The sequence below is a fragment of the Acrocarpospora macrocephala genome (assembly GCF_009687865.1).
In the GTDB taxonomy this organism is placed as follows: Bacteria; Actinomycetota; Actinomycetes; order Streptosporangiales; family Streptosporangiaceae; genus Acrocarpospora; species Acrocarpospora macrocephala.
The window spans coordinates 171,581-197,875 of record NZ_BLAE01000009.1; the positions used below are offsets into that span (position 1 = coordinate 171,581).

A 26,295-nucleotide genomic window follows, 5' to 3' on the forward strand; every position below is an offset into this window, starting at 1 on the left:
CCCAACCGCACCCCCGACCGCAACCGCAAAAAGGGCACCTGACCCACACCGGCTTCACCCCAGGCCGGAGCCGCAGCACCCCAGCGACTCAGCGGGCATGGCGCCCTGACCGCGAGAACAGACTGCTCTCGCCCCAGGGATTGCCGCTCATACGCACAGAAGCCCTGGGATCGCTGACCTACGCTCCAGCGGCTGGAGCATAGAGCACTAACAAGCCCCCATGCCCGTAACGCCGCACAAGCTACCAAGGTGCTCCAATGGCCGGACCGCAATAGTCCGGCCATCTTTGGCACCGCCGACGGCGAGAGCAGCCCGCGCGGTGAGCGGGATGAGATCGAGGAGGGCCCAGAGCTTCGAATGCTGGACCTCGTGGGACAGCAGCGAGGCCAGCATCCAGCCGTTCGGCGGGAGCGAGCCCGCGAAGGCGCCGAAGGCATAGCGTGACGTGGCACTCGTCGGCCTGCCTGCCGGGCGGGACAAGGGGACGAACGTGGTCACTCCCCCGAGCACCTCCTCGGCGTACCACGGATGGTGGTCCTTCAGGACGTCACCGGTGCCGATAGACGCCGCACAAGCCACCAAGCTGCTCCAATGGCCGGGCCGTAGCGGTTCCGCCATTGGCGCCGGGACGGCGAGGGCCAGCACGGACATAACCGGCGCCGGATAACGGCGAGTAGCCCCCAGCAGACCCCCGTTAGGCCAGGCCATGTCGTACCGCGTAGAGCGCGGCCTGGGTTCTGTCTTGGACGCCGAGTTTCATCAGGACGTTGGAGACGTGGGTTTTGACGGTCTTCTCGGCGACGAGGAGTTCGCGGGCGATCTCGCGGTTGGAGCGGCCTGCGGCGATGAGAGTGAGAACCTCCCGTTCGCGTTCGGTCAGCAGGATCGGTGTAGTGGCGGGATTGGGGCCGTCGAGCATGGCGTCGGCGGCTTCGGGGGCTAGGAGGACCTGGCCGCCGTGGACGGCGCGGATGGCGCTGATCAGGGCGGCGGGGTCTACGTCTTTGTAGAGGAAGCCAGCGGCTCCGGCGCGCATGGCGGGGGCGACGTCGGCGCGGTCGCTGACCGAGGTGAGGATGATCGCGCGGACTTTCAGGTCCCTGGCGGCCAGCTCGGTCAGCGCGCCGAGACCGCTCAGGCCGGGCATCTTCAGGTCGAGCAGGAGCACGTCGGGATCGAGCGAAGCGGCTAGGGCCACCGCCTCGGCGCCGTCCGCGGCTTCGCCGACCACCTCGATGTCGCCCTGAACCTCCAGGAACGTGCGCAGTCCCTGGCGCACGATCGGATGGTCGTCGGCGATCAGCACGCGGATGGGTTCGCTCATATCGGGACCACCAAACGCACCGCCGTACCGCCCTGGGGGTTCGGGGTGATGTCGAGGGAGCCGCACGCGGATTCGGCGCGGTCCCGCATGGAGGCGAGACCGAGGCCGCGGGATTCGGCGTCGACCAGGTCGAAGCCCTTGCCGTCGTCGGCGATCTCCAGGGTGAGCCGGGAGCCGGCTTGGGCCAGCGTGACGGTGATCACGCAGGATTCGGCGTGGCGGAGCGCGTTGTGCAGGGCCTCTTGGGCGACCCGGAGCACGGCGACCTCGGCCGCCGGGGGCAGATCGCCCGGAGGTTCGCCCTCCAGCGTGAACGAGAGCTCCACCGGATGCAGCCGATCCAGCAACGCGACATGTTTGCGCAGGGTCTCCACCAGGCCGTGCCGATCCAGTTCGGCGGGCCGCAGCTCCACGATGACGGTCCTGAGTTCGGCGAGCGCCTCCCCGGCCAGGCGCTGCACCTGGTCGAGCTCCCGCGCCGCCCTGGCCGGATCGGAGGCCAGCAGCGCGGCGGCCGCCCGCGCGGTCAGCCGCAGCGAGAACAGCTTCTGGGTGACGGCGTCGTGCAACTCCCTGGCCATCCGGGTGCGTTCCTCGATGACGGTGAGCTCGCGACTCCGCTCATACAACCGGGCGTTGATCAGAGCGATCGCGGCATGCGCGGCGAACAGCGTGAGCAGCTCCTCGTCGGCTGTGGTGAACCCGCCCGGGGTGCGCTTGTTGGCGAGAAAGATGATGCCGAGCACCTGATCCCCGTCCAGGATCGGCACCCCGAGAAAGTCCTTCAGCACCGGATGCGCCTTCGGCCACCACTCGAAGCGCGGATCTCGCCGCAGATCGGGCAACCGCACCGGAGCTCCCTCGCGGAGCATCGCCCCGAGCATGCCGTGCTGCCGGGGCGTCGGCCCGATGGCCTCCCACTGCTCATCGGAGATGCCCTCGGCGACGAACTGCGCGAACGCCCCCTGATCGTCGGGCACCCCCAGCGCCGCATATCGCGCGTCCAGCAGCCGGCTGGCCGACCGGACGATCACCTGAAGCACCTCCCGGGCCGACAGATGCCGGGTCACCGCGAGCACGGCCGAACTCACGGCATGCAACACCGCGTCCCGCTCACCCGAATCCACAACCGCCACGACTTCACCCTAGGCCGCCCCACCGACATTCTGTTCGGCCCGATGGCCTAGGCCGATGAGCCCGCCCCCGGCGGACCTTCCGCCCGATGTGGACAAGCCCCCGCATTCCTAGCGTGAGAAGCCCACCAACGGAGAGGTCTGCACATGAAGCACGCACTGATCACCGGCGCGTCCCGCGGGCTCGGCCTCGCACTCGCCCAGGCGCTGGCCGCCGACGGCTGGTCGCTCACGCTGACCGCCCGCGGCACGGCCGATCTGCACGCCGCCGCCACCGAGCTGGGCGCGACCGCCATCCCCGGCGATGTCACGGATCCGGAGCATCGGGAGCGATTGGCGCAAGCCGTACCGGAACTGGATCTGCTGGTGAACAACGCCAGCGGGCTCGGGCCTGTGCCGTTGCCGGCGCTCGCCGAGCTTCCGGTGGACGGGCTGCGCGCGCTGCTGGAGTCGAACGTGCTGGCGCCGCTGGGGTTGATCCAGGCCACGCTGCCCGCGCTGCGGAAACGGCAGGGCGCGATCATCAACATCTCCTCGGACGCGGCTGTCGAGGCGTACGAGGGCTGGGGTGGTTACGGCGCGACGAAGGCGGCGCTAGAGCAGCTGTCGCACGTGCTGGCCGCCGAGGAGCCGGAGGTCGCGGTCTGGTGGGTGGATCCGGGCGAGATGCGGACCCGGATGCTCGCCGACGCGATCGGCGCGGACGAGGCGGCGCAGGCGGACCCGCCGGACGTGGTCGCGCCCGCGCTGCTCAGCCTGCTCGCCCGGCGGCCGGACAGCGGCCGGTTCACCCGGGGAGAGCTGGCATGAGCCTCGATTTCGCACTCCCGCCGATCCGGGAGGCGCACGAACCGCCGGAGGCGCGCGGCCTGGCCAGGGACGCGGTCCGCCTGATGGTCTCCCGCCGGGACACCGGCGAGATCACCCACCACAAGTTCACCGACCTGCCGTCGGTCCTCGGCCCTGGCGACCTGCTGGTGGTCAACAACTCCGCGACGCTTCCGGCCGCGGTCCGGCTGGACCGGCTGGCCGTGCACTTCTCGACCGAACTCCCGTCCGGCGAGTGGCTGGTGGAACTGCGCCGCCGTACGCCTACCGCCACCGAACCCTACGCGGGCGGCGCGCCCGGCGAGTGGCTGCCGCTGCCCGGCCGGGCCACCCTGCGCCTGATCGCCCCCGAGACGCCCCGCCTGTGGCGCGCCCGCCTGGACCGCGACGTGCCCGCCTACCTGGGCAGGTACGGTACCCCGATCCGCTACTCCTACGTCGAGCGGGACTGGCCGCTGGAGAACTACCAGACCGTGTTCGCGGTCGAGCCGGGCAGCGCCGAGATGCCGAGCGCGGGCCGCCCGTTCACCACGGCGCTGGTCACCGAGCTCGTGGCCCGGGGGGTCGCGGTGACACCGATCACGCTGCACACCGGCGTGGCCTCACCGGAGAAGGACGAACCCCCGTATGCCGAGCGATTCTCCGTCCCCGAGCACACGGCTCGCCTGGTCAACATGGCCCGCGCGTCGAGCGGCCGGGTGATCGCGGTCGGCACCACGGTGGTCCGCGCCCTGGAGACGGCGGCCCTGGACGGGCCGGTCAGGGCGGTTTCCGGATGGACGTCCCACATCGTGACGCCCACCGAGGGCGTACGCGCGGTGGATGGCCTGATCACCGGCCTGCACGAACCACGCAGCAGCCATCTGATGATGCTCTCCGCGGTCGCCGGAGCCGAGCTGGTCGCCCGTTCCTACGCCGAAGCGCTGGCCGAGGAGTACCTGTGGCACGAGTTCGGGGACACCCACCTGCTGCTCTAGCCGGTGACAAGAACGCTCCAAGTGTTCTCCGGGAAGATACCGGGAGAAAGCAAAAGTTCTTTACTCATTGCGCCAAAAACTGGTAAAAGTCTTTCCGGTTCATTTTTGGGGCGTTCCTAGCTGCCCCTTCGTCCTCCTGGAGACATCCTCATGCCTCACCCGATCGTCAAGATCGCCAGTTTCGCGCTGGCTCCACTCGTGGGCGCGACCCTGTTCGCGACCGCGCCGGCCGCCGCGAAGGCCGACGACCCGTTCTCGGTCTTCAAGATCTCGAACGTGAAGTACACCAAGAAGGTCAAGACCGGTGGCTGGGTCAAGTACTCGTTCACGGCCACCAACACCGGTCCGCACGCCGCCGACTACTACTGGATCGGCGGCACCCTGCCCAAGAGCGTCGACACCAAGAAGAAGCTGTACTGGAGCGGTCCGAAGGGCACCCAGTGTGACTGGGCCGGGCGCGAGTTCTGGTGCTGGACGCCGCACATCCTTGAGGTGGACGAGAGCGACCGGCTCTCCGTGCAGTTCAAGCTGAAGAAGAACGCCCGCGGCTGGCAGTACGGCGAGGTCGGCGCCATCGCGTACGACGTGCCGACCGGCGCCGGGGACCTGGACCGGCAGGCTCTGAAGGAGCTCGGCCTCAAGGGCTGGATCTACACCAAGAAGGTCCGCACCCTGGCCGTCAAGTAAGTCCCCAAGTCGCCCGCCCAGGCACCGGGCGGGCGACTCACCCGCCTTATACGTCGTCCCAGCGGAACAGGAACACCGCGATCAAGCCGATGACCAGGCCGAATCCCAGGATGATGCCGAGTTCCGGCAGGATGCTGGCCGGGCCCTGGCCGCGGACCATGACGTCCAGCATGCCCTCGTTCAGATGCTTCATCGGGAAGATGTTGGAGAGCGACTGCAGCCAGCCCGGCGCGCTGTCCAGCGGGAAGAACGTGCCGGACAGGAACGCCATCGGCAACACGATCAGGTTGGCGATCCCGGCCGCCGCCTCCGATGTCTTGGCCAGACCGCCCGCCACCATCCCGATCGCCATGAACACCAGCGTCCCGGCGACGACCACCGGCACGCACATCCACCAATAATCCGACAGCTGTAGCCCGAACATCGGCAGGCTGGCCACCCCCAGGAAGATCGCCGTCTGCACCAGCGCGATCCCGACGCTCGCCCCGACCCGGGCCGACACCACGGTGGCGGTGCTGACCGGAGCCAGCCGCAACCGGCGCAGGATCTTCTTCTGCCGCCAGGTCACCAGCGTCATGGCCGCGCCGAACGTGGCGCCCATCGAGATAGCCCAGCTGAGCAGTCCCGGCGTGATGTACTGGATGGCTTTGAGGGACTTGTCCTCGACCTGTTCGGCGGCCAGCGTGAACCGCTGCGGCACCCCGGCGGCGTTGGCCTGCCCGACCAGCTGGCCGAACACGCCCCGGACGGTGCCCGCCCTGACCTGGTCGGCGGCGGTGTAGAAAAGCTGATAGCGGTCACCCTGCTGCCGTACCACCGCGACGAAGTCGCCCTGGCGCACCTGCTCCTGCGCGGCGGCGAGGTCGTTCTGTTTGGTGATCTCCAGGATCTCGCCGAGCCCCGGCGCCTGGTCCAGGATCGCGACCGGACCGACCTGGATGATCTTCGCTTTGGCGAGGCCCTGGTTGGTGAAGATCGCCCCGAACAGCACCAGGAACATGAGCGGGAACAGGATCGTGAAGAACAGGCTGGACCGGTCGCGGAGGAAGCCGAGCAGCATGGCGCGGGAGAGCGACCTGAACGGGGTCACGCGCGGTACTCCCGCCCGGTGAGGTGCAGGAAGACGTCTTCGAGGGTGGCGCCTCTGACCTGGATGCCGGTCAGCAGGTTGCGGTCGGCCAGCTCCGTCAGGACCGGGGCGGGGGCGCGGGTGGCGATGGTCACCGTCACGCCGTCGTCGGTCACGCTCGCGTCGGGGCCGGCCACCTCGCGGGCGGCGGGCAGGCTGAGCGTGCCGGTGGCGAGGCTGATGTGGGTGGCGCTGTCGAGGCCGCGCACCAGCGTGGCCGGCGGCCCGAGTTCGAGGATCTTGCCGTGGTCCATGATGGCCACCCGGTCGCAGAGCGACTCCGCCTCGTCCAGGTAGTGCGTGGTCAGCACGACCGTGCGGCCCGCGTCGTTGATCGAGCGCAGCAGGTCCCACAGGTTGCGGCGGGCCTGCGGGTCGAGGGAGGCGCTCGGCTCGTCCAGGAACAGCACCTCGGGGTCGTGCACGAGGGCGCAGGCGATCGACAGGCGCTGCGCCTGTCCGCCGGACAGCTTCTCGGCCGGCGTTCCGGCTTTGTCCGCCATGCCGACGACGGTGAGCATGTCGTCGGCTTTCTTGGCGGGGATGCCGTACAGGGAGGCGAACGTGCGGATCTGCTCGCGCGCGGTCAGGCGCTCGAAGAACGAGGACGCCTGGAGCTGCACCCCGATTCTGGGCAGCAGGCGGGGGTTGCGGGGCCACGGTGACATGCCCAGAACCTCGACGGTGCCGGCGTCGGCCTGGCGCAGCCCTTCGATGATCTCCAGGGTGGTGGTCTTTCCCGCGCCGTTCGGGCCGAGGATGCCGAAGAACTCACCCTCTTCGACGGAGAACGACACCCCGTCGACGGCATGGACATCGCCATACCGTTTCTGGAGGTCCTGAACGATGATTGTTTGCCCCATGTTGCCCAGGCTAGGCGATCATCTGTCCCTGGTGTGCTCCTTGCGGTGTTCCGCTCAATCCGGTACGGACCTGCGCTTCCGCGACCGACGCCAGCGCCTTCCTGGCCTCGTGCGGGCGCCCGGAAGGCGACAGCCGTACGGGCGGAAAGAGGGTCACGGTCACGGTGAGGTTCTTGGTCATGGTCACCCGCAGGATCGAGCCGATCAGCGTGTCGCCGCCGACGTAACACGGGCGGGCGGAGGTGACGTTCTTCTCGCGATAGTGGATGGTGGCCGGGCGCACGGCGGCCTCCACGTCCAGAGCGGCCTGGAACACAGCCGGACGAAACGGCCCCATCTCCCCGCCGCACCAGGTGGTGCCCTCCGGAAAGGCGACCACGGTGTCGCCCGCGCGCAACGCCCCCGCCACCCCTTCGACCGCCTTCGGCAGCTCCAACAGCCGATCACGGTGGATGAACAGCACACCCGCACCTCGCGCCAGCGTGCGGATCAGCGGCCATTCCCCGACTTCGCTCTTCGCCAGCGGCCGGCACGGGAGGGTCGCCGCCATGACCAGGGGATCCAGCCACGAAATATGATTGGCGACCAGCAAGGTCCCGCTTCCGTTTTCGTCTGGTACGGCCCGCAGCACCGGCGCCCCACCGAGAAACGCGAACCCCTTGCTCGCCAGCACCCGCACCCCGAGCGCCCGCAGCAGCAGCCGCGCCCAGCGTTGAGTGATCTTCGCGCGGGCGTCCGGGCTGAACCGGCGCGTGAGCACCGCGATCGGGACGCCGCCGAGCAGCACCGCCGCCGCGCCCGCGATCCTGCCCACCCTGCGCAGCGGCGAGGCCACCGCCAGGGCCGGGTTGACGCACGTGGACGGCTGGCACGGGGCCAGCGGCTGCCACGGGGTGACCGAAGGGGGGATGAAGGTGACGGTCATGGCTCGCCCAGGAAGTGCCGAAGGTAACGGGTGTCCACATTCGCGAGCGAGAGCAGCACGAAGAAGTCGGCCGTGCCGAAGTCGGCGTCGTGCGCCGGCGCCCCGCACACCCAGCCGCCGAGGCGCAGATACCCGCGCAGCAGCGACGGCATCACGAACCGCTCCGGAGCGCTCCCACCCGACCAGGGGTTGTGCGGCACGACGCGGTATTCGTCCGGCCCGAGCTCGATCCGCTCCACGACTCCGGCCGCCGCGGCGCCCCGGTCGTTCAGCGGCACCGAGCAGCATCCGGCCAGCCAGGAGTACCCGCCGCCGACCATGTAGTGGGCGATCCCCGCCCACATCAACGCCAGCACCGCACCGGCCCGATGATCCTGGTGTACGCAGGTGCGCCCCACCTCCACCAGCCCGCTCCGGATGGCCGCCAGCTTTCCGAGATCGAACCAGCTGTCGGAGTAGAGCCGCTCGACCCGGCCCGGGGGAAGCAGGCGATAGGTCCCCACGACCTCGGTCCCGCTGCGAACCAGCAGATGATCGCAATAGGCGTCGAACCTATCCACATCCAGGCCCGAGACCGGCGAGTCCAGCCGCGCCCCCATCTCCTCCGCGAAGACCTGGTAGCGCAGCCGCTGCGCCGCCTGCACATCGGCCGCGGTCTTCGCCAGGCTCACGGTGTAACGCCCCCGCGCATCCGCGAGATCGATGGTCATCTCCTTCGACGCCCGCGTCGCCATGACCACCGCCGGCCCCACCCGCCCACTCTTCGACGAACTCACGGGCACCTCCACCATCGTGCTCCTCCGCGATTCCACTCTCCGGACGCCGTCTTGATCCACTCGTACATCCATCGCCGTAGGCGCCGAGCCACCCAGGGACACCTGCGCGTCCAACCGCGTGGCCATCAGCCCAGTCACGGCCGCCTCAACCTGCTCATCCGGCGGTCCAGCCATGGGCATCGTGATCGTTTGATCCACCGGCCCGCTGGTCAGTGGTGAGTTGTTTTGCATGGAGCCATGACGACATGCGGACATGACGGTCAGCTCTCCTATTGGCGTTGAGGATGCGTCCGGATGGTGAACCTGATGCGCGAGCTCGAAGGGAGGACCAGTAGCGTTGAGATGTCGTACGTTCCCCGCTCCTTTACAGAGATCCGGATGAACCAGCGCACCCTTCTGATCACGCTCACCGGCCCAGACCGGCCAGGCGTCACCTCAAGACTTTTCACCGTTCTCGCGGGATTTCCCGTCACCGTCGCCGACGTCGAACAGGTCGTTATCCGCAAACGACTCACCCTCGGCGTCCTGGTCTCGTACGCGGGTGGTCCCTCGACCGGAACCGGCGGCACGATCGGCGGCCTGTGGACCGCGATCGAACAAGTCGCCGCCGACCTTGACATGGACCTGGAGCTGACCACCGGCACCGCCTCCAAGGAGAAGCGCCGCCGGGGACGGCTGCACATCACCGTGCTCGGGTCGCCGCTGCTGCCGTCCGCGATGGCCGGAATCGCCGGCCGGATCGCGGCCAGCGGCGCCAACATCGACCGCATCGACCGGCTCTCCAGCTACCCGGTCACCTGCATCGAAATGGCCGTCTCCGGCGCCGACCCGGCCTCGCTCCGGGCCGAACTCGCGGCCGAGGCGCACGTGCAGCAGGTGGACGTGGCCGTGCAGCGCTGGGGCATCCACCGGCGAGGCAAGCGCCTGATCGTCATGGACGTGGACTCCACCCTGATCCAAGGTGAGGTCATCGAACTCCTGGCCCGCCACGCCGGCAGCCTTGAGGAGGTCGCCCGGGTCACCGAGGAGGCGATGCGCGGCGAACTCGACTTCACCGAATCGCTGACCCGCCGAGTGGCCCTACTCGAAGGCCTCCCCCAGGAGGTGTTCGAAAAGGTCACCAAGGAGGTCGTCCTCACCCCCGGCGCACGAACCCTGGTCCGCACGCTCAAACGTCTGGACTACCGTTTCGCCATCGTCAGCGGCGGTTTCACCCAGATCACCGACGCCCTGGTGACCGACCTCGGCATCGACTACTCTGCCGCCAACACCCTGGAAGTCGTCGACGGCCGCCTCACCGGCCGCGTCACCGGCGAAATCATCGACCGCCCCGGCAAAGCCAGAGCCCTGGAACGTTTCGCCCTGCAATCCGGCATCCCCCTCAGCCAGACCGTGGCCATCGGCGACGGCGCCAACGACCTCGACATGCTCGCCACCGCCGGCCTGGGCATCGCCTTCAACGCCAAACCCGTCGTACGCAGGGCCGCCGACACCGCCGTCACCGTCCCCTACCTCGACTCGATCCTCTACCTCCTCGGCATCTCCCGCGACGAGGTAGAAGCCGCCGACGCCGAAGACGGCCTGACCGACACCTAACCCACCAGCTCCGCCCGCCCCGCAGGTGGGCGGGCGGACACGTATCCCAACAAACCCGCGGATCTTCCGTTGGTTCACTTGGCGATACTTGCCTCCTTGACTATGTGGGCCGACCCCTTGCTCAGGGCGCGCAACGCTTGGTCGGTCGCGGCGGCGTGCAGGAGTGCGCGACGCACACGGGTGCGGGAGTCCGCAGGATCCGCCGCGAGTTCGTCCAGCCGACGATCGGCGAGCTTGCCCAGCCATCCGCCCAGATCGGCCAGGCGGCTGTCCACATCCCCACCCGACTGGTACGGCTCGCCGATCCTGACGGCCTCAGCTCCGGTGGCCAGCCGATCGGCGACGGCGTCCAGCACACCGGGGGCAGGCCCGACTTCGCCGGGGTCTTCGCGGAGGACAGTCGTCACGGTCATCAGGTCGTCCCGAATCCTGCGGGCGGTGTCCAGCACCTCGTCCACGTGCTGCGGCGGCACAACCCCCGGTTCGTACGCGATGGAACTCACGGACTGGGCCACAGCCTCCGCCTCCCGGGCGGCGACGTGGATTCGTTCCACGGCCAGCCGTTCCGGTCGATTGCCACGGCTTACATCGGCCACCATCCGGGCGGCCTCCGCATGCGACTCCAGCAACCGCGCCACCCGTTCGGCCAGCCGCACCGCCTCACCACGCGGCCACAGCAGACGCGTGCAGGCCAGCGCGATCATCGCCCCGCACACGGTCAGCCCCACCCGAATCGCGGCCGCATCCGGCGACAGCGGCGTCTGAAAATCAATGAGCAGCAGCACGCACATCGTCATGAACGTCGCCCAGTACGCGTAATGCACCGCTACCAGCCCGAACGCGAGCATCGCGGCCACCCCGACCATCACGACCCGCACCCAGTCCCCCGGCGCGATCAGCAACACCAACGCGGCCGCCAACCCACCGATCACGCTCCCCAAGATCCTCGCCCAGACCTTGGCGAGCGTCTCTCCATACGTCGGCTGAATGGTCAGCAGAACCGTCAACGCCAACCACTGCGCATGCAACGGCTCGAACACCACAATCGCCACACACGCGACCACCGTCCCAAGCCCTACGCGCAAACTATGACGAACGTCGGGATCATCAAGGCTCACCCGCGGCATGATCCGAGAAGTCACAGCCGGAACACCCCCGGTCGAATCAACCGGAGGCATCCCTGGCGGACCCGAATGACTCGACCCCAACACATCCTGATCGGCCGACTGCCGATCCGACGGCCACAACCCCTCCGCCGCCGAATCACCTGACCTCATCCCCGGCAAACCCGAATCACTCGACGGCCGCCGCTTTCGCGCCCCAGGCCACTCGGGCAATTGCGGAATCACCATCACGGTGCCTGTGAGAGATCTCACACCCGACCGGGACTCGGCGACGCCCTCACGGATGCGGTCAGCGACATGCGCGATCTGCCGAAGCAACACCAAGCCGAGCAGTTCCCGCTCATCGCCCGGCCGTTCCCCCCGCAACGCATCAATCCGAGCACCGAAATCGATCGACTCAACCTTTTCCGCCGGCTGAAACAACGACCGCACAGAAGCCGCCAGCGACTCCACGAGCTCCGACAAACCCACCCGATCCGGTGGGACCTCCCGGGCCACCGCCCCGACAAGATCATGCAAGGCCACCGCCTCGTAGAAGATCCGTCGCAGGGCGACCGTGACCTGCTCGGCTTCCCGCGAGCGTCGCTCCCAGCGATGGCGGGCGCAAGCCGTACGAGCCGTCTGAAGCACGGAGGAGGCGCGGACCCGCTGAGAGTCCCACGAGTCGGACATGGTCGACTCGATCAGGACGGCGAGCTCCTCAGCGGCCTCGCCCAGCGTGGCGGGCAGCGGCCGGGTCCGCCGCCACGACCAGGGCAACGTGATCAGAACAGCCGCCAGCAAACCCCCCAGAAGTTGCAGCCCCAGATGCTCCGCCGGATACATCGGCAGCGGATTGGCAGCGGTGATCAGCAACGCCAGCGCGGCCGTCGAGCCGACCAGCGGCCACAGGATGCCCGCCCCGGCGACCAGCGGCGCGACCGGGATCAGCAACCACTCCCGGTCGATGACCACCACGCCGAGCACCGTACCGAACGCCAACGACAAAACCCCGGCCAGCATGGCCACCGCCCGCACCCCCGGCGGATCGGCGTTGGCCCGCACGGCGACCAACCACGCGCCGATGCCGACCACGCCGCCATCCACGGGATGCCCCACCGCCACCCCGACGACCAGCGGAATCACGACAGAGGCCCCGGCGACGAGGCCGAAACCCACCGCCAGCCCGCTGTCGTCGAACCTGGCCACGATCGTCAGGGCCGGTGCGTGTCCACCAGTGTCCCGGTGCCGGAATCGACCTCCGACCAGGGCCCGGGCAACTCGACCACCGCGAACGCCCCCGGCGGGAACGTCTCGACTTCATCCCCGGTGAGGCCCATCACCAGCTCGTGCACGCTCGGATTGTGCCCGACCAGCACCAGCGTCCCCACCTCCGGCCCGACCTGGCGAATCAGGACAAGCAGCTCGTCGGTATACGCCTCATAGATGTCCCGATCCAGCTCAAGCGGCGCCGCCAGCCCGAGCAGCTCCGCCGTCTGCCGGGTCCGCTTGGACGAGGAGGAAAGCACGAGGTCAGGCTTGAGCGGGCCGATCAACACCCCCGCCTCACGCGCGTTGCGCTGCCCCCGATGGGTAAGCCCGCGTTCAAAGTCCAGCACCCCGGGGGTGTGCTCCGCCTTCGCGTGCCGCAGCACAATCAACGTCTTCATCGCACGCAACGCCCTTTCATGCACAGATTCTACGAACATGGTCCACAAACGCGTGAGGGTCCCCCACCATCGCGGGGGACCCTCAGCGAAGCGGAACACGATCAGCTAGCGACCGGCTCCAACTCTTCCTTGCTGTTGTCGGAGGACTCCATGCCCCCACCGGAACGACGCTTGGACACGACGATGGCACCGATCACGATGACCACCGCCAGCAGAGTCACGCCGATCCGCAGCCCCGTGTTGTCCGCGTACACCACGACCGCGGGCGCGATCAGCAGCGCGACCAGGTTCATCACCTTGATCAGCGGGTTGATGGCCGGACCAGCGGTGTCCTTGAACGGGTCGCCCACGGTGTCGCCGATGATGGTCGCCTCGTGCGCCGCGGAGCCCTTGCCGCCGTGGTGCCCGTCTTCGACCAGCTTCTTGGCGTTGTCCCACGCGCCGCCCGAGTTGGACAGGAACACCGCCATCAGCGTGCCCGCCGCGATCGCCCCCGCCAGGTACGCGCCAAGCGGCCCGTAACCCAGCCCGAACCCGACCGCGATCGGAGTCAGCACCGCGAGCAGACCAGGCGTGGCCAGCTCCCGCAGCGAGTCCTTGGTGCAGATGTCCACAACTCGCCCATAATCAGGCTGCTCGGTGTAGTCCATGATGCCCGGCTTGGTACGGAACTGCTCCCGTACCTCGAACACCACCCGCATCGCCGCCCGGCCGACCGCCTGGATCGCCAGACCGGAGAACAGGAACACCACGGCCGCACCGATGATCAGACCCACCAGCACGTTCGGCGAGTCCACACTCAGACTGAAGTTCTGGAACGAACCCAGCGCGGCCTTGACGGACTCACTGGCCTTCGCCAGCTCAGCCTCGACAGCCGTACGGAACGACCCGAACAGCGCCGTCGCGGCCAGCACGGCGGTCGCAATCGCGATGCCCTTGGTGATCGCCTTGGTGGTGTTGCCGACCGCGTCCAGCGAGGTGAGCACGCGCGCGCCCTCGCCCTCGACATCGCCGGACATCTCCGCGATGCCCTGCGCGTTGTCCGAAACAGGACCGAAAGTGTCCATCGACACGATCACGCCGACCGTGGTCAGCAGGCCGGTCCCGGCCAGGGCGACCGCGAACAGCGCCACGGTCACGTTGCCGAAGCCCAGCAGGAACGCGCCGTACACCGCCGCGCCGATGAGCAGAGCCGAGTACACCGCGGACTCCAGCCCGACCGCGATACCCGCCAGAATGACGGTCGCGGGACCGGTACGCGACGACTCCCCGATGTCCCTCACCGGACGCCGGTTGGTCTCCGTGAAGTACCCGGTGAGGATCTGGATCGCGCTGGCCAGCACCAGACCGATCAGAACCGCCCCGATCGCGATGATCCGCGGATCCGCGGTGATCGCCTGAACGGTGGGCGAAGCCGACGTGAGCTCGGCGAACGAGGCCGGCAGGTACGCATACGCCGCGACCGCCACCAGCACGGCCGAGATCGCGGCCGAGATGAAGAACCCGCGGTTGATCGCGGCCATCGCGTTCCGGTCGCCCGCGCGCGGCGAGGTCACGAAGATGCCGATGATCGCGGTGATCACACCGATCATCGGCACGATCAGCGGGAACACCAGGCCCTCGGTGCCGAAGGCCGCCTTGCCCAGGATCAGCGAGGCGACCAGCATCACCGCATACGACTCGAACAGGTCGGCCGCCATGCCGGCGCAGTCGCCGACGTTGTCGCCCACGTTGTCGGCGATGGTGGCCGCGTTGCGCGGGTCGTCCTCCGGGATGCCCTGCTCGACCTTGCCGACCAGGTCGGCGCCGACGTCGGCGGCCTTGGTGAAGATGCCGCCGCCGACACGCATGAACATGGCCAGCAGCGCCGCGCCGAAGCCGAAGCCTTCCAGCACGCTCGGCGCGTCGCCCTTGTACGCGAACACGACGATGGCCGCGCCCAGCAGGCCAAGCCCGACGGTGAACATACCGGCCACACCGCCGGTGCGGAACGCGATCCGCATCGCGGTCTTCTCCCCCGCTTCCCGGGCGGCGGCGGCGACGCGCACGTTTCCGCGCACCGCCAGCCACATCCCGATGAAGCCGGTCAGCGCGGAGAACACCGCACCGACCACGAAGAAGAGGCTGCGCCCGATCGCCACGCCGGTCGACTCGGCCGGCAGCAGGTAGAGCAGGAAGGGGATAAGGATGACAAAGACGGCAAGCGTCCGGAACTGCCGCGTCAGGTAAGCGGCAGCTCCAAGTTGTACGGCTTTCGCGATGTTCTGCATACGTTCCGTGCCCTGAGGCGCGGCCAGTACCTCGCGCACGAGGCCGCCGGCGACGGCCAGCGCGATCATGGCCACAGCGGCCACCACGATCACGATCGTGAGATGGGAACCGCTCAGGGATACCGCTGCGTCATTGCCAGCGGCGAGATAGGCAGACAATTCCGTCCTCCTCGGCCAGACGGGTAGGTCCTGCCCGGGAGGCGCAGCCTCACAGTATCTTCAGCGTGCCCCATCGCGAACGGGGCGTCAGCGGCGCACTTCCGGGTGGTTGGCAGTGCCGCTTCCGGTTGCAATCCGCAATACCTTGGCCGGTGCGGGGGAGTCTACGCAGCCTGTCGGCGGATATGAAGGGCTTGCGGCACGCTAATTAGGGCCGAGTCCAGTAAGGACGGGTTCCACCCCCACCCAAACAGGTCGTTTGTCGCCCGGTCACCTGATGTCCATCAGGTTACGGACAAGCCCTGCGAGGGATTATAGACGACCCAAATTGGGTGGAGGACAGATTCGGCCAGCCCCTAACCAGCCAGGAGGCTTCAGTGAGCCGGAACCCCGTTGGGCGTGGCGGCCGGCCAGCTCATCCGGATCCGCACCCCCGTCGGGCCTGGGGAGACCTCGACATCGTCGGCCAGACCGGCGATCACCGCGATCCCTAAGCCCGGCATTTCCGGAACGATCCCGAACATGCTGTCGGCCGATGCCTCGACCGATACCAGGCCATTGGCCGTACCCGGAGATTGAAGATCGTCGTTCGGAGCGGAGTCGGTGACCGTCACCTCGAAACGCCCCGAATCATCCCGGAGCTCGATCCGGATCGGCTCCCCCGGGCAGTGGACGCGATGCGCCTCAACTGCCCGGGAGCACGCCTCTCCGACGGCGAGCCGCACTTCGTCCAGCAACGCCTCGGCCACCCCCGTACGGCGCGCGATCGCCGTAGCGACCAACCGCGCCGTGCGCACATGAGCCGGCAACGCGCTGAACGTCAGCTCGACGGTGGCCATGACTACTTGTCTCGACCGTGGGCTTCCTTGGCCTCATCCACGGAGGCGTAGATCCCGAAGACCTTGGTAAGACCGGTGATCCGGAAGATCTTCAGAATGCGCTCCTGCGTGCAGACGAGTTCCAGGGAGCCATCGTGCGCCCGCACCCGCTTGAGCCCGCCGACCAGCACACCAAGCCCGGTCGAGTCGAGGAAGTCCACTTTCTCCATGTTCACGAGAAGGTGGAAGTTGCCCTTGTTCACCAAGTCGATGAGCAGCTCACGCAATCTGGGCGCGGTGTAGACGTCGATCTCACCCTCTACCTCGACAATGGTGAGACGGTCCTCGGTACGGTGGTCCAACTTCAGATCCACAGATCCTCCAGCGCCTTGCCTGCGTAGGTCCGATGCAGATCGTGCATCCTTAGGAAAACACGATCCTGACGCGCGGCATTCAACCACGCTACGCCTCAGTGTCTATACGAAATCCCGACTCCGGGCGACTCTCCCCGCAGATGCCATGGTGGAAACCAATGAATCGGTCCTCTTCACCCGCTCACCCCCACAGGCGTGCGTCAGGCCGGAGCGGACCACTCCTGGAGCGCTTGCTGACGACCTCGGCACGGCACGGGAGAGTCACTCACGTGGAGCATGTTCCAGCACGTCAGGCTGGTCAAGCCCAATGGCCGGATTGGGTCGCCGACACGGTGCGGGAGCGGCTGGAGGGGCAGGGCGTGTCCGGCTTGTGGCCACACCAGTTCGCCGCCGCCGAGCACGTTCACCGTGGCCAAAACGTGATCATTTCCACTGGAACCGCCTCAGGAAAATCTCTCGCCTATCTGGTCCCCGCGGTCACCGGGATCCTGTCCGGCGCCACCGTCCTCTACCTCACCCCGACCAAGGCCCTCGCCGCCGACCAGCTCCGCGCCCTCCAGGACCTCTCCTTCGACCAGGTACGACCCGCGACCTTCGACGGCGACACCCCCATGGAGGAACGCGCCTGGGTCCGCCGCCACGCCAACTACGTCCTGACAAATCCGGACATGCTCCACCGGTCGATGTTGCCTAGGCACGCCGCCTGGACGTCCTTCTGGCGGCGCCTCCAGCTGGTGATCGTCGACGAGTGCCACACCTACCGCGGCGTCTTCGGCTCCCACGTCGCGCAGATCCTCCGCCGCCTGCGCCGAGTCGCCGCCAAATACGGCTCCCGCCCCGTCTTCTTCCTCGCCTCCGCCACCGCCAGCGAGCCCGGAACCACGGGGATGCGCCTGACGGGCCTTGAGATGGCCGAGGTGACGCGTGACGCCTCTCCCCGGGGCGCGAGCACCATCGCGCTCTGGGAGCCGCCCCTGACCGATTTGCGGGGCGAGGGCGGCGCCCCCGTCCGCCGTACGGCCACCGCCGAGGCGGCCGACCTCCTCACCGATCTCGTTCTGGACGGCGTACGGACCCTCGCGTTCGTACGGTCGCGGCGGGCGGCCGAGATCGTGGCCCTGTCGGCCCGGGGACACCTGCACGACACCGAACTCGCGCTGGGAGTGCACGCGCGGCCTTCGCGGGCCGCCGTGGCCACGCCCGTGCTGCCCGAGCTGCGGCTGGCGGACAAGGTGGCGGCGTATCGGGCCGGGTATCTGGCCGAGGATCGGCGGCTGCTGGAGAAGGCGTTGCGCTCGGGCGAGCTGCTCGGGGTGGCGACGACGAACGCGCTGGAGCTCGGGGTGGACGTGTCCGGGCTGGACGCGGTGCTGATCGCCGGGTGGCCGGGGACGCGGGCGTCCTTGTGGCAGCAGGCCGGGCGGGCCGGCCGGGATGGGCAGGACGCGCTGGCCGTGTTGATCGCACGGGACGATCCGCTGGACACCTACCTGGTGCACCATCCGGAGGCGCTGTTCGGGCATCCGGTGGAGGCGACCGTCCTGGATCCGGACAATCCCTATGTGCTGGCTCCGCATCTGTGTGCGGCGGCGTCCGAAATTCCGCTGTCAGATGAAGATCATCTTATTTTCGGTCCTGCGGCGTTGGGGGTTTTGGATGAGCTGGTAGAGCGGGGGTTATTGCGACGGCGGACGACGGGGTGGTTCTGGACGAGCCGGGATCGTGCGGTCGACCTGGCCGACATCCGAGGGTCGGGCGGGTCACCGGTTCAGATCGTCGAGTCGGACACCGGGCGGTTGCTCGGGACCGTGGACGAGGCGTCGGCTCATGGGACGGTGCATACCGGGGCCGTGCATATTCATCGTGGGGATACGTACGTGGTGGATGAGTTCGACCTCGAAGCGGGCGTCGCCTTGGTCTCCGCGGCTTCACCCGACTATTCGACCTTCGCCCGAGACATCACCGACATCCGCATCATCGAGTCCCTACGCTCCCGGGCCCTCGGCCCCGGCGAACTCCATTTCGGCTCGGTCGAGGTCACCCGGCAGGTCGTCTCATACCTGAAACGCCGCACCCAAACCGGAGAGCTCCTAGGCGACGACCCCCTCGACCTACCACCCCGAACCCTACGCACCCGCGCCGTCTGGTGGACCCTCCCCAACTCCGCCCTAGCCGAACTCGACCAACCAAGCGACCAGCCAAGCGACCAAGGAACCGAGCCGCCAGACGGCCAGGAAACCCACCGGCGAACCGACCCGCCTGGCGACCTAGGAGCCCAACGGCGAACCAACCGAAGAATCGATCGGCGAGCTGACAAGGGAATCGACCTCGGCGGTGCCGCGCACGCGGCCGAGCATGCCGCAATCGGCCTGCTGCCACTGTTCGCCACCTGCGACCGCTGGGACATTGGCGGCGTCTCCACCGAGCTTCACCCCGACACCGGCCTCCTCACCGTCTTCGTGTACGACGGCCACGATGGCGGGGCGGGCTTCGCCGAACGTGGCTACGCCCACGCGACCGAGTGGCTCACGGCCACCCGCGACGCAATCGCCTCCTGCGAATGCGAACGAGGCTGCCCTTCGTGCATCCAGTCCCCCAAGTGCGGCAACGGCAACGAGCCCCTGGACAAGGCAGGCGCCCTCCGCCTACTCGGGATCCTGCTAACGCCTTACCTCGACCCTTCGGAACCCTCACCAGACGGTGGCCATAACCGGCCCGACCCCGGTCTCCCGTCCTGCAATTCGATCGCCCGAGCGATGTAGGGCCGGAGCAGCGGCACATCATCCTCAGCCCCGTCTAAGGCGGGTTCTATTTCGTGAAGCTCCATCGTGGTGAGTTCCGCTGCCCCAGCCTCCACGGCGGCCAACTCCACCGCGGCCGACCCCGCTACGGCTGGCTCCGCTGCTACGAACCCTGCTGCTGCGGGCTCGCCAGCTTCGGACCCTGCTGCTGTGGGCTCGCCTGCTGTGGGCTCGCCTGCGAACGCCGCTGCCGCAGGCCGCTGCACCTCGGGCTGCGCTGCGGCGAAATCCACTGCCGCCGACTCCACCACCCCAGCCTCCACGGCGGCGAGCTCCACCGCCCCCGACTCCACCGCCGCAGTCTCCAGGGCAGCAGTCTTCAGGGCAGCAGTCTTCAGGGCAGCAGAATCCGCTACCGCCAGATCCACCACCGGTGGCTCTAATGCAGCAGGCCCCACTGCCGCAGGTCCGGGCTCCGAAATCTTGACCGCCGTAAGAAGGGCAGCGGGCCGACGACCCACCAAGCCCGTTGTGGCGACGCCTCCGCCCTCCGGCGGCGAAATCACCCCCACGGCCGCCACCGCACCCGCACCCACGCCTTCACCCCCACCGGCGCGCCCACGCAACCACGCACCCACATACCCGCCGATCAGCAACAACAGCAGACCAATGGCGGCATAGATCCCGTAAGCAAGCCCATCCCCAGAAGCCGACGACTGAACGGCACCTCCCGACCCTGCCGTAACCTCAGGCCGTGGGGAGGCACCCTCCTCCGCCCCTTCCGGCAGATCAAAATCAGTCTTAGCCGCTTCTGACTCCTTGGGAAGCTCGGTCGCCGCAACACCACTTGGTTTTATCAGCGGCACCTTGGCTTTGTTCTCATCGGACTGAACAGGAAGATCCTCAACCCCATCGCCATCCGCAGATTTAGTCGGCGAAGGCTTAGGAGCGGCCGGAACACTCACATAAGCCGCCCTCGAATTTCCCGACCCCACGCTCCCTCCGACCCCATCCCCCCGAAACGCTTTAACCGAAAACCCCAACCTCTTCCCCGCCGCAGCCCCAGGAACCGCAAACGCCGCCTGACAACGCCCCCCAGAACAAACATCCCCCACAGAAAACGCCCCCGCTGCCCCGCCCTGATCGTTGGCAACCGCGTACGACTGCAGATCAGACTCCACCCCCTTATCCCAGCTCACCATCACCTTCTTCCCCTGCATCTCCGCCGCCACCCCCTCCGGCGAAGCAGGCGGCCTCCGCACCACAAACGTATGCTCAGCCCCCTCCCCAATCCCCTTAACCGTCAGCCTGGCCGAATACACTCCGTTACCGGCAGACTCCTCCAACTCCACACTGAACTGAATAGAAGCCCGCCCAAGACAAAGCGAAGAGATCCGCTCAGTCTCACTTCCAAGCACTTCCCCCGATGGCCCAAGAACGGAAAGCGTCCCCTCGCAAACATTCTCAATATGCGCAGCCGCACTAATCCCCGCACCCCGAACCACAGCCCCCGCCACAGGACTATCAATCCCATTCCCCGCGACCCGAACACTGGCTTCCACACGGCCCGCCGGCAATCCCAAAAGAAGACCCGCCACCCCCGCACCCCAAAGAACACGACGCACCCCACGGAAACCGAACACAAGCACCAACCCCCGATAAACCCGCCGTTCCGCGACCACGACGCATCCCTTCGCCAGAGCCCAACCCCGATCCCGGGAACGGACACATAAGCCCACAAATGCCTACACCCGTACACCCACAACCCCAGGGCCTCCCACACGAGACCCCACAGACCACACCGAACCGAGGGCAACCGGCACCTTATTCAACAACCCTCACTCTTGGACCCATTGTCCAAAAAATCACAATCCACCACGCCCCCCTCTCCGCCCTCCTTCACAACATTCACAGGGACGGTTCCGCGAGCTGTCCACAGCGGCAACAGCACAGTCGAACGGCCAGGACAGCTGAACCGGGACAGCGCAGCCGAACCCGCCAAACCACACCTCTGGCAGGTGGCAACAGCAGCACAATCGATCGGCTAGGAGAGCGGCACCGCACCCGTCGAATCAGGGCTTCCGACGGATGCAACGGCACGGTTGATCGGCTAGGTGAGGGCCCCACACCGCAGCCCCACACCGCAGCCCCACGGGCCAATCCGCGTGGGGACGCCGATCAGAGCCGCAAGCTGATGAACCAGGGTCCCCGGCAGGTGCCAGCGCATCTTCGGCAAGGGCGGCCGGACCCGCGACGTGCCACTCCCTCGCGACGTCGCCGCTGCCCTCGCCGCCTGCCTACACGCGCACCCGCCCGTCCCCGACAAGGCGCTGCTGCTGTCCTGACGCACGGTTGATCGACTTGGATGGTTGTGGCGCTATGGACCCGATATGTCGGCCGGACCTGCCTTGGCGTCCATAGTGATCGTCCGAGTTCCGAGCGCGGGCAACGACACTTTCAGCGCGACGGAGACATCGACAGCACCATCTGAGACCGCACATGACGTGAGTGTCGCTCCGTTGACTTCGACAACCCGTCGAGCCCGCCCACAAGCGCCCTCTGGATCCGCGAAGGCCAACTTCGCCGCCGCCAGCGCCCCAAGATCAGCCGCCAACTGCGCCTGATGCCAAGCCACTCGCCCGACTCCAACCTGAACACCCACCACCGCCACCACCCAAACCAGCGCCGTGGCAGCCACAACCCAAACCGTCCCTGCTCCCCGCTCTCGCAGCACCGCTCTCACCTTGCCTCCCCGTCTCCCCCTCTTTCGCTCTCCCCCCTCCTCGCCACGCCACTCTGCCGCCAACATCGTTCATTGCTCCTCCCCCGAACCGATCTACAGCTCCGTTCCCCGTCGCAGGTGGTTGCAGGTCCAGCCCGGCATCACCCGCCGCCTCATCACCGAGTGCCCCACCTCACCCCGAAACCCCCAGTGATCAGGTCATCGGCGGACTCGGCAATCGCCGGACTCACACAACACGCCCTGCTCACAAACACGCCACAAGTAGCGAATTCACCGCTACTGCGTCACACCAGGTTCCGTCGCAGAGGAAGCCGTGGCCGAAACCGTGAACGGGGGAACGAGCAGACCCGCGACAGGCCTGATCTTTGCGATGACCTCAACTCTCGCGAGGTCGCCATGAACCACAACTGTGGCTTGTGCCCCTTCAGGAGCCCACCGCAGCACAACCGCACGGACAGCATCAACACTCTCACCGCGAGCCGCAGCCCGAGCCCCCGCCCGAGCTGCGTCCACACACTCCAGTTGCGCGCAAACCACCGCCACCGCCCACAACGCGGCCCCAAGAACAACAACCAGCGCCGGCAACGCCACAGCAATCTCCGCAGTGACTGACCCCGCCTCAACCGACCCCGGCCCACGGGGTCCACCCTCAACCAGTTCATCCCGCGCCAGCCCACGCGACTCAACCGACTCGGCGTCAGCTAGTCCAGCACCGACCAGCCCAGGGCCGACCAACCCAGAGCCGACCGAGTCGGATTCGGTCGGTCCGGATTCGACCAGCCAAGGATCGACGAACCCAAGTTCAAGCAATCCGGGTTCGACCAACCCAGAGCCGACCAACCCAGAGCCGACCAACCCAGAGCCGACCAACCCAGGACCGAACGATCCAGGACCGACTGATCCAGGACTGATCGGCGCCTGTCCGATCGGCTCGGGGTCAAGCAATCGAGGTTCGTCTGAGTTCAGCTTCGCCTCGATGACCGAGCCAGCGCCCACAGCTCTACGAAGCACGAACATCACTCACTTGCATGCGTATGCGGACGGGCTCATATGACCATATGACCCGACGTATCCGTACAATGTTTATCCGGCCAGGTTGAGGGCCTTTTGGATCAGAGCGGCTAGCATTTCCTGTACCTCGCCTGAGGTCACCACCTTGAAGAGCAGGGCAGCGAAGCCGCAGGCGGCCTATCTTATCTAGGGTTGGAGGACTCTTCTAGCAGGTCAGAGGACGATGATCTCTTCTTTCACGTATGGCAAGTAGACCGCAGCATGCCAAGCATGGTCGGGTTCAGTGCGAAACATTTGAGGGTGGAGAGGCGACCAATCAGCGATGGGCCGTTGCGATGAGGCGTCGTAGTGCGGCGTGGGCAGGTGGGCCCCAGGCGGTTTTGCCCCCCGGGCGGCCGCGAACGCCGGCGTCGCCGATGAGCACTGGCGCTTCGCCCGCTTCCTCCCCTATTAGGGGCTTTTAGGCCAAGAGGCCCAAGGTTTCGGGCGCTTCCCAGGCCGCCAGCTGCCGCTCGGGGTTGGCTTCTTCCTGCGTGCACTGGTTGATCAGCTCGGCGAGCGCTCGCCGGTCCTGGTCAGGAAGGTCCTGCAGGAGGGCGATCACCGGGTTCAGCACCGCCATCGAGGCCTCGGGCGTGATGGCGTCGTCGTCGCTGAGGTCGAGCTGGATGACGATCTCGGTGAGGGCTTTCGCAAGGGTGTGTTCGAGAACGGTCACGGTGAGAACTCCTGGCCAGTTTGTCGAGAGGGGCGTCTTCCCTGGTCAGCCTGTGGTTTCAGTGAGACGAGCTTCCAGGGCGGCGATCATCTGAGCGAGCAGGCCGGTGTTCTCCTGCTTGACCACCTGGGGGCCGACCTTGTCGATGCCGGAGACCTTGGTGATGCACTCATCGACGGCCATGGCCATCGTGCCGAACTCCTGGCGCGCGATCGACTTGTCGTTGCCGGCCTCGAAGGTGGTGGCGCGGTGCATGTCCTTCATCGCGGTCATCGCGGTGCGGGCGGCGGACATCGCGTCGCGGGCGCCGAACTCATCGCCCAGGCCCTGGCGCATGTAGCGGGTGACGAAGACCCGGCGCCGGGCGGGGCTTTGCGATGGCAGGAATCTTTCCAGGCGATCGCCCCGGTTGGCCGCGACCACACGGGCGACCTTGACGGCCCGCCGCAGGCGAGCACCGTCCTTGATGCCGACGCCGGCGGCGATGTCGGCGTAGCTGACCTCGCGGCCGTGGTTGCCGCGCAGCCAGATCATCACTTCCGCGACGTCGGTCTCGGCGCGGGTCCAGCCCATCTCATCACGGCGGCGGCTCACAGGAATTTCCCGTTCTCATCCATGAACGCCGCGAGCGCGGCGTCGTCCAGAGCAGCGCCGGTGGCCATGTCACGAACGGCGGCGATCGCCGCCTCGGCGCCATCACACAACTCCGCGATGGCCTCGGCGCGGTCCGTGGTGAAGTTGATCTGCTGCTTGCTCAGCAACGCCAGCGCCCGCGAGGCGGCCATGCGGATCTCGGCCATGGCGTTGAAGACGTCCATGGAAGCATCGTCCTGCGATCCCTCGCCGGCTTCGCGGGCTTGTGCGGCATAGGCGTCCCGCTCTGCGCGGATGACGTCGTCGTATTCGCGCTGCCGCTCGCTGGCGACCTGGGCGGCCGCAGCGCGGTCTTCAGCATCCGCGGCCGCCTGGCGGGCGTCGAACTCCTCCAGGGCCTGCCGCGCCGCCGTTCGTGTCGTCTCATCGGCCAGCAGAGCGGTCTTGACCGCTTTGGGATGACTGAGGATGTAGGCGACGGCAGGAGGACGGGTTCCCGACTTTTCCGCCTCCTCCTCAACCGCCTCGCGCCGCTTGGGCGAGAGGTTGGTGGCCTCCCAGCTGCGGTAATAGCCGTTCTTGCCATAGAAGGGATACTTCGAGGTATCGGGGAGCTCAACTTCCTTGTCCGGGTGCAGGTCGGCGGCGTGGTCAACCACACCCTCCTCCGCCAGCCGGTTCCAGGCATCCAAGAACGCCAGGACCCTCTTGGCGCTGGTGCCGGCCCGGCGGGCGAACTCCCGGGCACTGATGCGCCGGAAAGTGTTTCGGCCGAAACACTTTGTGGACTCCTGTTCGAATCCGACGCCGTCGCCTTCGCCGGGCGTGACCCGTCGGGCGACCAGATGGGCCAGCACCCACGGGCCCTTGCTCTCCAGCTTGACGAACTCGGCGATGTCCGCGCCGAGGGCGTCCTCGCCATCGTCGATGGTCGGCTCGGGTGATTCCTGGCTCATCACGCTTGTGCCTTCTGGCGTGGCGCGCGACGCTGCGCCGGGACGCTGACCGTGCGGATCGCGGCGATCTGACGGACTCTCTTGGTGAAGACGTCCAGGTCGTCCAGGGCGACGGAGGCGTTGGCCTGCTGGGCGAGGTCCAGCTGCACTGTCTTGGGAAGGCGTTTGATGATCCGTGCGGACTGCGCGGCCAGGGCGAGCAGATTGGCGACCAGCGCGGCGCTGGGGTCGGGCTTGCCCGTGGGCTGCTTCGGCTGCTGCCGGTCGCCCTGTTCTTCTCGCTCCGCCCGCTGCTTGTCGAACTCGGCCTCCAGCTCGGCGCGGGTCACGGCGTCGTCGGCGAGCAGCGCCGAGACGAGCAGGTCGCGGTTGGGGCTGTTGTTCATGTCGCTGACGTAGTCGACGACCTCCTCAGCCTCTCGTGCCTGCGGATCCAAGACGATGGCCAGCGGGGGTGCCGTGCCCAAGACCGTCTGGTAGGTGGCGTGGTTGACCCGGTCGACGCCCGCGGTCGTCGCGTCGTCGATCAAGCGCCGGAGCTTGGCGTAGCCGGGGTCGATGGGCTGGCCGCCCATCATGCGTGTCCCCTCGCGCAAGACGCTGTAGGAGACGAAGACGCCGGAGGTCTCCAGCAGCGTGCGCAGGTCCGGCGTGACCGCCTTCGCTGTGGCTCGCCACTGCTTGGCGGTGGTCACCGACAGGCCGACCCGCTCGCAGAACTGTCCGAGGGCGTCGCCGTCGGCCCACGCGGCCCTCAGCATGTCGCCGATCGCCAGCTGGTTGAGGCGGCAGGCGCGCATCAGGCGGCGGCACTCGTGAACGTCGTGTTCTGTGAAGCTCATGCGGACCCCTCAGCGGACCGGGCAGGTTGACGAGCACGCAGTGTAATCAGGAAGATAC

At 67.6% G+C, this 26,295-nt stretch carries 23 protein-coding genes and 1 pseudogene; 5 read left to right on the top strand and 19 right to left on the bottom strand.

Going from position 1 to position 26,295, the window contains the following annotated elements:
• Positions 1 to 207: 207 nt before the first annotated feature.
• The 3 genes from Amac_RS09055 to Amac_RS09065 form a co-directional block, all read right to left on the bottom strand.
• Entirely contained in the window at positions 208 to 579 is a 372-nt protein-coding gene (locus tag Amac_RS09055) for an aKG-HExxH-type peptide beta-hydroxylase (protein ID WP_170322393.1), read from the bottom strand.
• Positions 580 to 694: 115 nt separating this feature from the next.
• Entirely contained in the window at positions 695 to 1,324 is a 630-nt protein-coding gene (locus tag Amac_RS09060; protein WP_155353864.1) for a response regulator, read from the bottom strand.
• Positions 1,321 to 2,460: a GAF domain-containing sensor histidine kinase gene (locus Amac_RS09065; protein WP_218040954.1), complete on the bottom strand. Its 1,140-nt coding sequence runs from the start codon at positions 2,458 to 2,460 to the stop codon at positions 1,321 to 1,323. Before Amac_RS09065 ends, Amac_RS09060 begins: the two co-directional genes overlap by 4 nt.
• Positions 2,461 to 2,604: 144 nt before the next feature.
• On the opposite strand from Amac_RS09065, the gene Amac_RS09070 reads away from it, so the two are divergent.
• The 3 genes from Amac_RS09070 to Amac_RS09080 all read left to right on the top strand — a co-directional run bounded on the left by Amac_RS09070 (position 2,605) and on the right by Amac_RS09080 (position 4,949).
• Positions 2,605 to 3,267 carry an SDR family NAD(P)-dependent oxidoreductase gene (locus tag Amac_RS09070; protein ID WP_155353865.1) on the top strand — a complete coding sequence of 221 codons (663 nt, stop codon included), beginning with the start codon at positions 2,605 to 2,607 and terminating at the stop codon, positions 3,265 to 3,267.
• Positions 3,264 to 4,262: an S-adenosylmethionine:tRNA ribosyltransferase-isomerase gene (locus Amac_RS09075; RefSeq protein ID WP_155353866.1), complete on the top strand. Its 999-nt coding sequence runs from the start codon at positions 3,264 to 3,266 to the stop codon at positions 4,260 to 4,262. Before Amac_RS09070 ends, Amac_RS09075 begins: the two co-directional genes overlap by 4 nt.
• A gap of 150 nt (positions 4,263 to 4,412) precedes the next feature.
• Positions 4,413 to 4,949: a hypothetical protein gene (locus Amac_RS09080; protein ID WP_155353867.1), complete on the top strand. Its 537-nt coding sequence runs from the start codon at positions 4,413 to 4,415 to the stop codon at positions 4,947 to 4,949.
• A 46-nt stretch (positions 4,950 to 4,995) separates the two neighbouring features.
• Here the strand turns inward: Amac_RS09080 and Amac_RS09085 are convergent, their stop codons facing one another.
• The 4 genes from Amac_RS09085 to Amac_RS09100 are packed head-to-tail and all read right to left on the bottom strand — an operon-like array spanning position 4,996 to position 8,642.
• Positions 4,996 to 6,039, bottom strand: coding sequence for an ABC transporter permease (locus Amac_RS09085; RefSeq protein ID WP_155353868.1), 1,044 nt, complete (start codon positions 6,037 to 6,039; stop codon positions 4,996 to 4,998).
• Positions 6,036 to 6,941 carry an ABC transporter ATP-binding protein gene (locus tag Amac_RS09090; RefSeq protein WP_155353869.1) on the bottom strand — a complete coding sequence of 302 codons (906 nt, stop codon included), beginning with the start codon at positions 6,939 to 6,941 and terminating at the stop codon, positions 6,036 to 6,038. The genes Amac_RS09085 and Amac_RS09090 overlap by 4 nt, the downstream gene beginning before the upstream one ends.
• Before the next feature lie 10 nt (positions 6,942 to 6,951).
• A complete protein-coding gene (locus Amac_RS09095) occupies positions 6,952 to 7,866 on the bottom strand; it encodes a lysophospholipid acyltransferase family protein (protein ID WP_155353870.1) in 915 nt (304 codons plus the stop codon).
• Positions 7,863 to 8,642 (bottom strand): GNAT family N-acetyltransferase, encoded by a 780-nt coding sequence (locus Amac_RS09100; protein WP_218040955.1) that lies wholly within the window; start codon positions 8,640 to 8,642, stop codon positions 7,863 to 7,865. Before Amac_RS09100 ends, Amac_RS09095 begins: the two co-directional genes overlap by 4 nt.
• A 378-nt stretch (positions 8,643 to 9,020) precedes the next feature.
• On the opposite strand from Amac_RS09100, the gene serB reads away from it, so the two are divergent.
• Complete coding sequence (gene serB / locus Amac_RS09105; protein WP_155353871.1) at positions 9,021 to 10,238, top strand: phosphoserine phosphatase SerB; 1,218 nt, start codon at positions 9,021 to 9,023, stop codon at positions 10,236 to 10,238.
• Positions 10,239 to 10,312: 74 nt separating this feature from the next.
• Here serB and Amac_RS09110 read toward each other — a convergent pair whose 3' ends face one another.
• The 5 genes from Amac_RS09110 to Amac_RS09130 form a co-directional block, all read right to left on the bottom strand.
• On the bottom strand, positions 10,313 to 12,550 hold the full coding sequence (locus tag Amac_RS09110) for an FUSC family protein (protein WP_155353872.1): 2,238 nt from the start codon (positions 12,548 to 12,550) through the stop codon (positions 10,313 to 10,315).
• A 5-nt stretch (positions 12,551 to 12,555) separates the two neighbouring features.
• Positions 12,556 to 13,011, bottom strand: coding sequence for a SixA phosphatase family protein (locus tag Amac_RS09115; RefSeq protein WP_155353873.1), 456 nt, complete (start codon positions 13,009 to 13,011; stop codon positions 12,556 to 12,558).
• Positions 13,012 to 13,112: 101 nt separating this feature from the next.
• The gene (locus tag Amac_RS09120) at positions 13,113 to 15,371 is read right to left on the bottom strand and encodes a sodium-translocating pyrophosphatase (protein ID WP_373869812.1); all 2,259 of its coding nucleotides are present in this window, start codon (positions 15,369 to 15,371) and stop codon (positions 13,113 to 13,115) included.
• A 443-nt stretch (positions 15,372 to 15,814) separates the two neighbouring features.
• Positions 15,815 to 16,279, bottom strand: coding sequence for an ATP-binding protein (locus Amac_RS09125; protein WP_155353875.1), 465 nt, complete (start codon positions 16,277 to 16,279; stop codon positions 15,815 to 15,817).
• A gap of 2 nt (positions 16,280 to 16,281) precedes the next feature.
• Positions 16,282 to 16,632, bottom strand: coding sequence for an STAS domain-containing protein (locus Amac_RS09130; protein WP_111171502.1), 351 nt, complete (start codon positions 16,630 to 16,632; stop codon positions 16,282 to 16,284).
• Positions 16,633 to 16,790: 158 nt separating this feature from the next.
• On the opposite strand from Amac_RS09130, the gene sftH reads away from it, so the two are divergent.
• The gene (gene sftH / locus Amac_RS09135; RefSeq protein WP_373869810.1) at positions 16,791 to 19,394 is read left to right on the top strand and encodes a DEAD/DEAH box helicase; all 2,604 of its coding nucleotides are present in this window, start codon (positions 16,791 to 16,793) and stop codon (positions 19,392 to 19,394) included.
• A 2,356-nt stretch (positions 19,395 to 21,750) separates the two neighbouring features.
• Here sftH and Amac_RS09145 read toward each other — a convergent pair.
• The 7 genes and pseudogenes from Amac_RS09145 to Amac_RS09175 all read right to left on the bottom strand — a co-directional run bounded on the left by Amac_RS09145 (position 21,751) and on the right by Amac_RS09175 (position 26,237).
• Complete coding sequence (locus Amac_RS09145; protein ID WP_155353876.1) at positions 21,751 to 22,182, bottom strand: Rv3654c family TadE-like protein; 432 nt, start codon at positions 22,180 to 22,182, stop codon at positions 21,751 to 21,753.
• A gap of 210 nt (positions 22,183 to 22,392) precedes the next feature.
• Positions 22,393 to 23,133 carry a TadE family type IV pilus minor pilin gene (locus Amac_RS57220; RefSeq protein ID WP_281356259.1) on the bottom strand — a complete coding sequence of 247 codons (741 nt, stop codon included), beginning with the start codon at positions 23,131 to 23,133 and terminating at the stop codon, positions 22,393 to 22,395.
• A 66-nt stretch (positions 23,134 to 23,199) separates the two neighbouring features.
• Positions 23,200 to 23,292: pseudogene (locus tag Amac_RS09150) on the bottom strand (DUF4244 domain-containing protein); the annotation flags it as partial.
• A 295-nt stretch (positions 23,293 to 23,587) separates the two neighbouring features.
• Positions 23,588 to 23,845: a hypothetical protein gene (locus tag Amac_RS09160; RefSeq protein WP_155353877.1), complete on the bottom strand. Its 258-nt coding sequence runs from the start codon at positions 23,843 to 23,845 to the stop codon at positions 23,588 to 23,590.
• Between the two features lie 45 nt (positions 23,846 to 23,890).
• Positions 23,891 to 24,418 carry a hypothetical protein gene (locus Amac_RS09165; protein WP_155353923.1) on the bottom strand — a complete coding sequence of 176 codons (528 nt, stop codon included), beginning with the start codon at positions 24,416 to 24,418 and terminating at the stop codon, positions 23,891 to 23,893.
• A 17-nt stretch (positions 24,419 to 24,435) separates the two neighbouring features.
• The gene (locus tag Amac_RS09170; protein WP_218040956.1) at positions 24,436 to 25,398 is read right to left on the bottom strand and encodes a hypothetical protein; all 963 of its coding nucleotides are present in this window, start codon (positions 25,396 to 25,398) and stop codon (positions 24,436 to 24,438) included.
• The gene (locus tag Amac_RS09175) at positions 25,395 to 26,237 is read right to left on the bottom strand and encodes a hypothetical protein (protein WP_155353878.1); all 843 of its coding nucleotides are present in this window, start codon (positions 26,235 to 26,237) and stop codon (positions 25,395 to 25,397) included. The genes Amac_RS09170 and Amac_RS09175 overlap by 4 nt, the downstream gene beginning before the upstream one ends.
• Between the last annotated feature and the right edge of the window lie 58 nt (positions 26,238 to 26,295).

Coding starts and splice junctions, on each gene's coding strand:
- Amac_RS57220 (WP_281356259.1), bottom strand. CDS start 23,133: ATGTTCGTGCTTCGTAGAGCTGTGGGCGCTGGCTCGGTCATCGAGGCG.
- serB (WP_155353871.1), top strand. CDS start 9,021: ATGAACCAGCGCACCCTTCTGATCACGCTCACCGGCCCAGACCGGCCA.
- Amac_RS09090 (WP_155353869.1), bottom strand. CDS start 6,941: ATGGGGCAAACAATCATCGTTCAGGACCTCCAGAAACGGTATGGCGAT.
- Amac_RS09165 (WP_155353923.1), bottom strand. CDS start 24,418: ATGGGCTGGACCCGCGCCGAGACCGACGTCGCGGAAGTGATGATCTGG.
- Amac_RS09060 (WP_155353864.1), bottom strand. CDS start 1,324: ATGAGCGAACCCATCCGCGTGCTGATCGCCGACGACCATCCGATCGTG.
- Amac_RS09095 (WP_155353870.1), bottom strand. CDS start 7,866: ATGACCGTCACCTTCATCCCCCCTTCGGTCACCCCGTGGCAGCCGCTG.
- sftH (WP_373869810.1), top strand. CDS start 16,791: ATGAATCGGTCCTCTTCACCCGCTCACCCCCACAGGCGTGCGTCAGGC.
- Amac_RS09175 (WP_155353878.1), bottom strand. CDS start 26,237: ATGAGCTTCACAGAACACGACGTTCACGAGTGCCGCCGCCTGATGCGC.
- Amac_RS09125 (WP_155353875.1), bottom strand. CDS start 16,279: ATGGCCACCGTCGAGCTGACGTTCAGCGCGTTGCCGGCTCATGTGCGC.
- Amac_RS09115 (WP_155353873.1), bottom strand. CDS start 13,011: ATGAAGACGTTGATTGTGCTGCGGCACGCGAAGGCGGAGCACACCCCC.
- Amac_RS09145 (WP_155353876.1), bottom strand. CDS start 22,182: ATGTTGGCGGCAGAGTGGCGTGGCGAGGAGGGGGGAGAGCGAAAGAGG.
- Amac_RS09070 (WP_155353865.1), top strand. CDS start 2,605: ATGAAGCACGCACTGATCACCGGCGCGTCCCGCGGGCTCGGCCTCGCA.
- Amac_RS09080 (WP_155353867.1), top strand. CDS start 4,413: ATGCCTCACCCGATCGTCAAGATCGCCAGTTTCGCGCTGGCTCCACTC.
- Amac_RS09075 (WP_155353866.1), top strand. CDS start 3,264: ATGAGCCTCGATTTCGCACTCCCGCCGATCCGGGAGGCGCACGAACCG.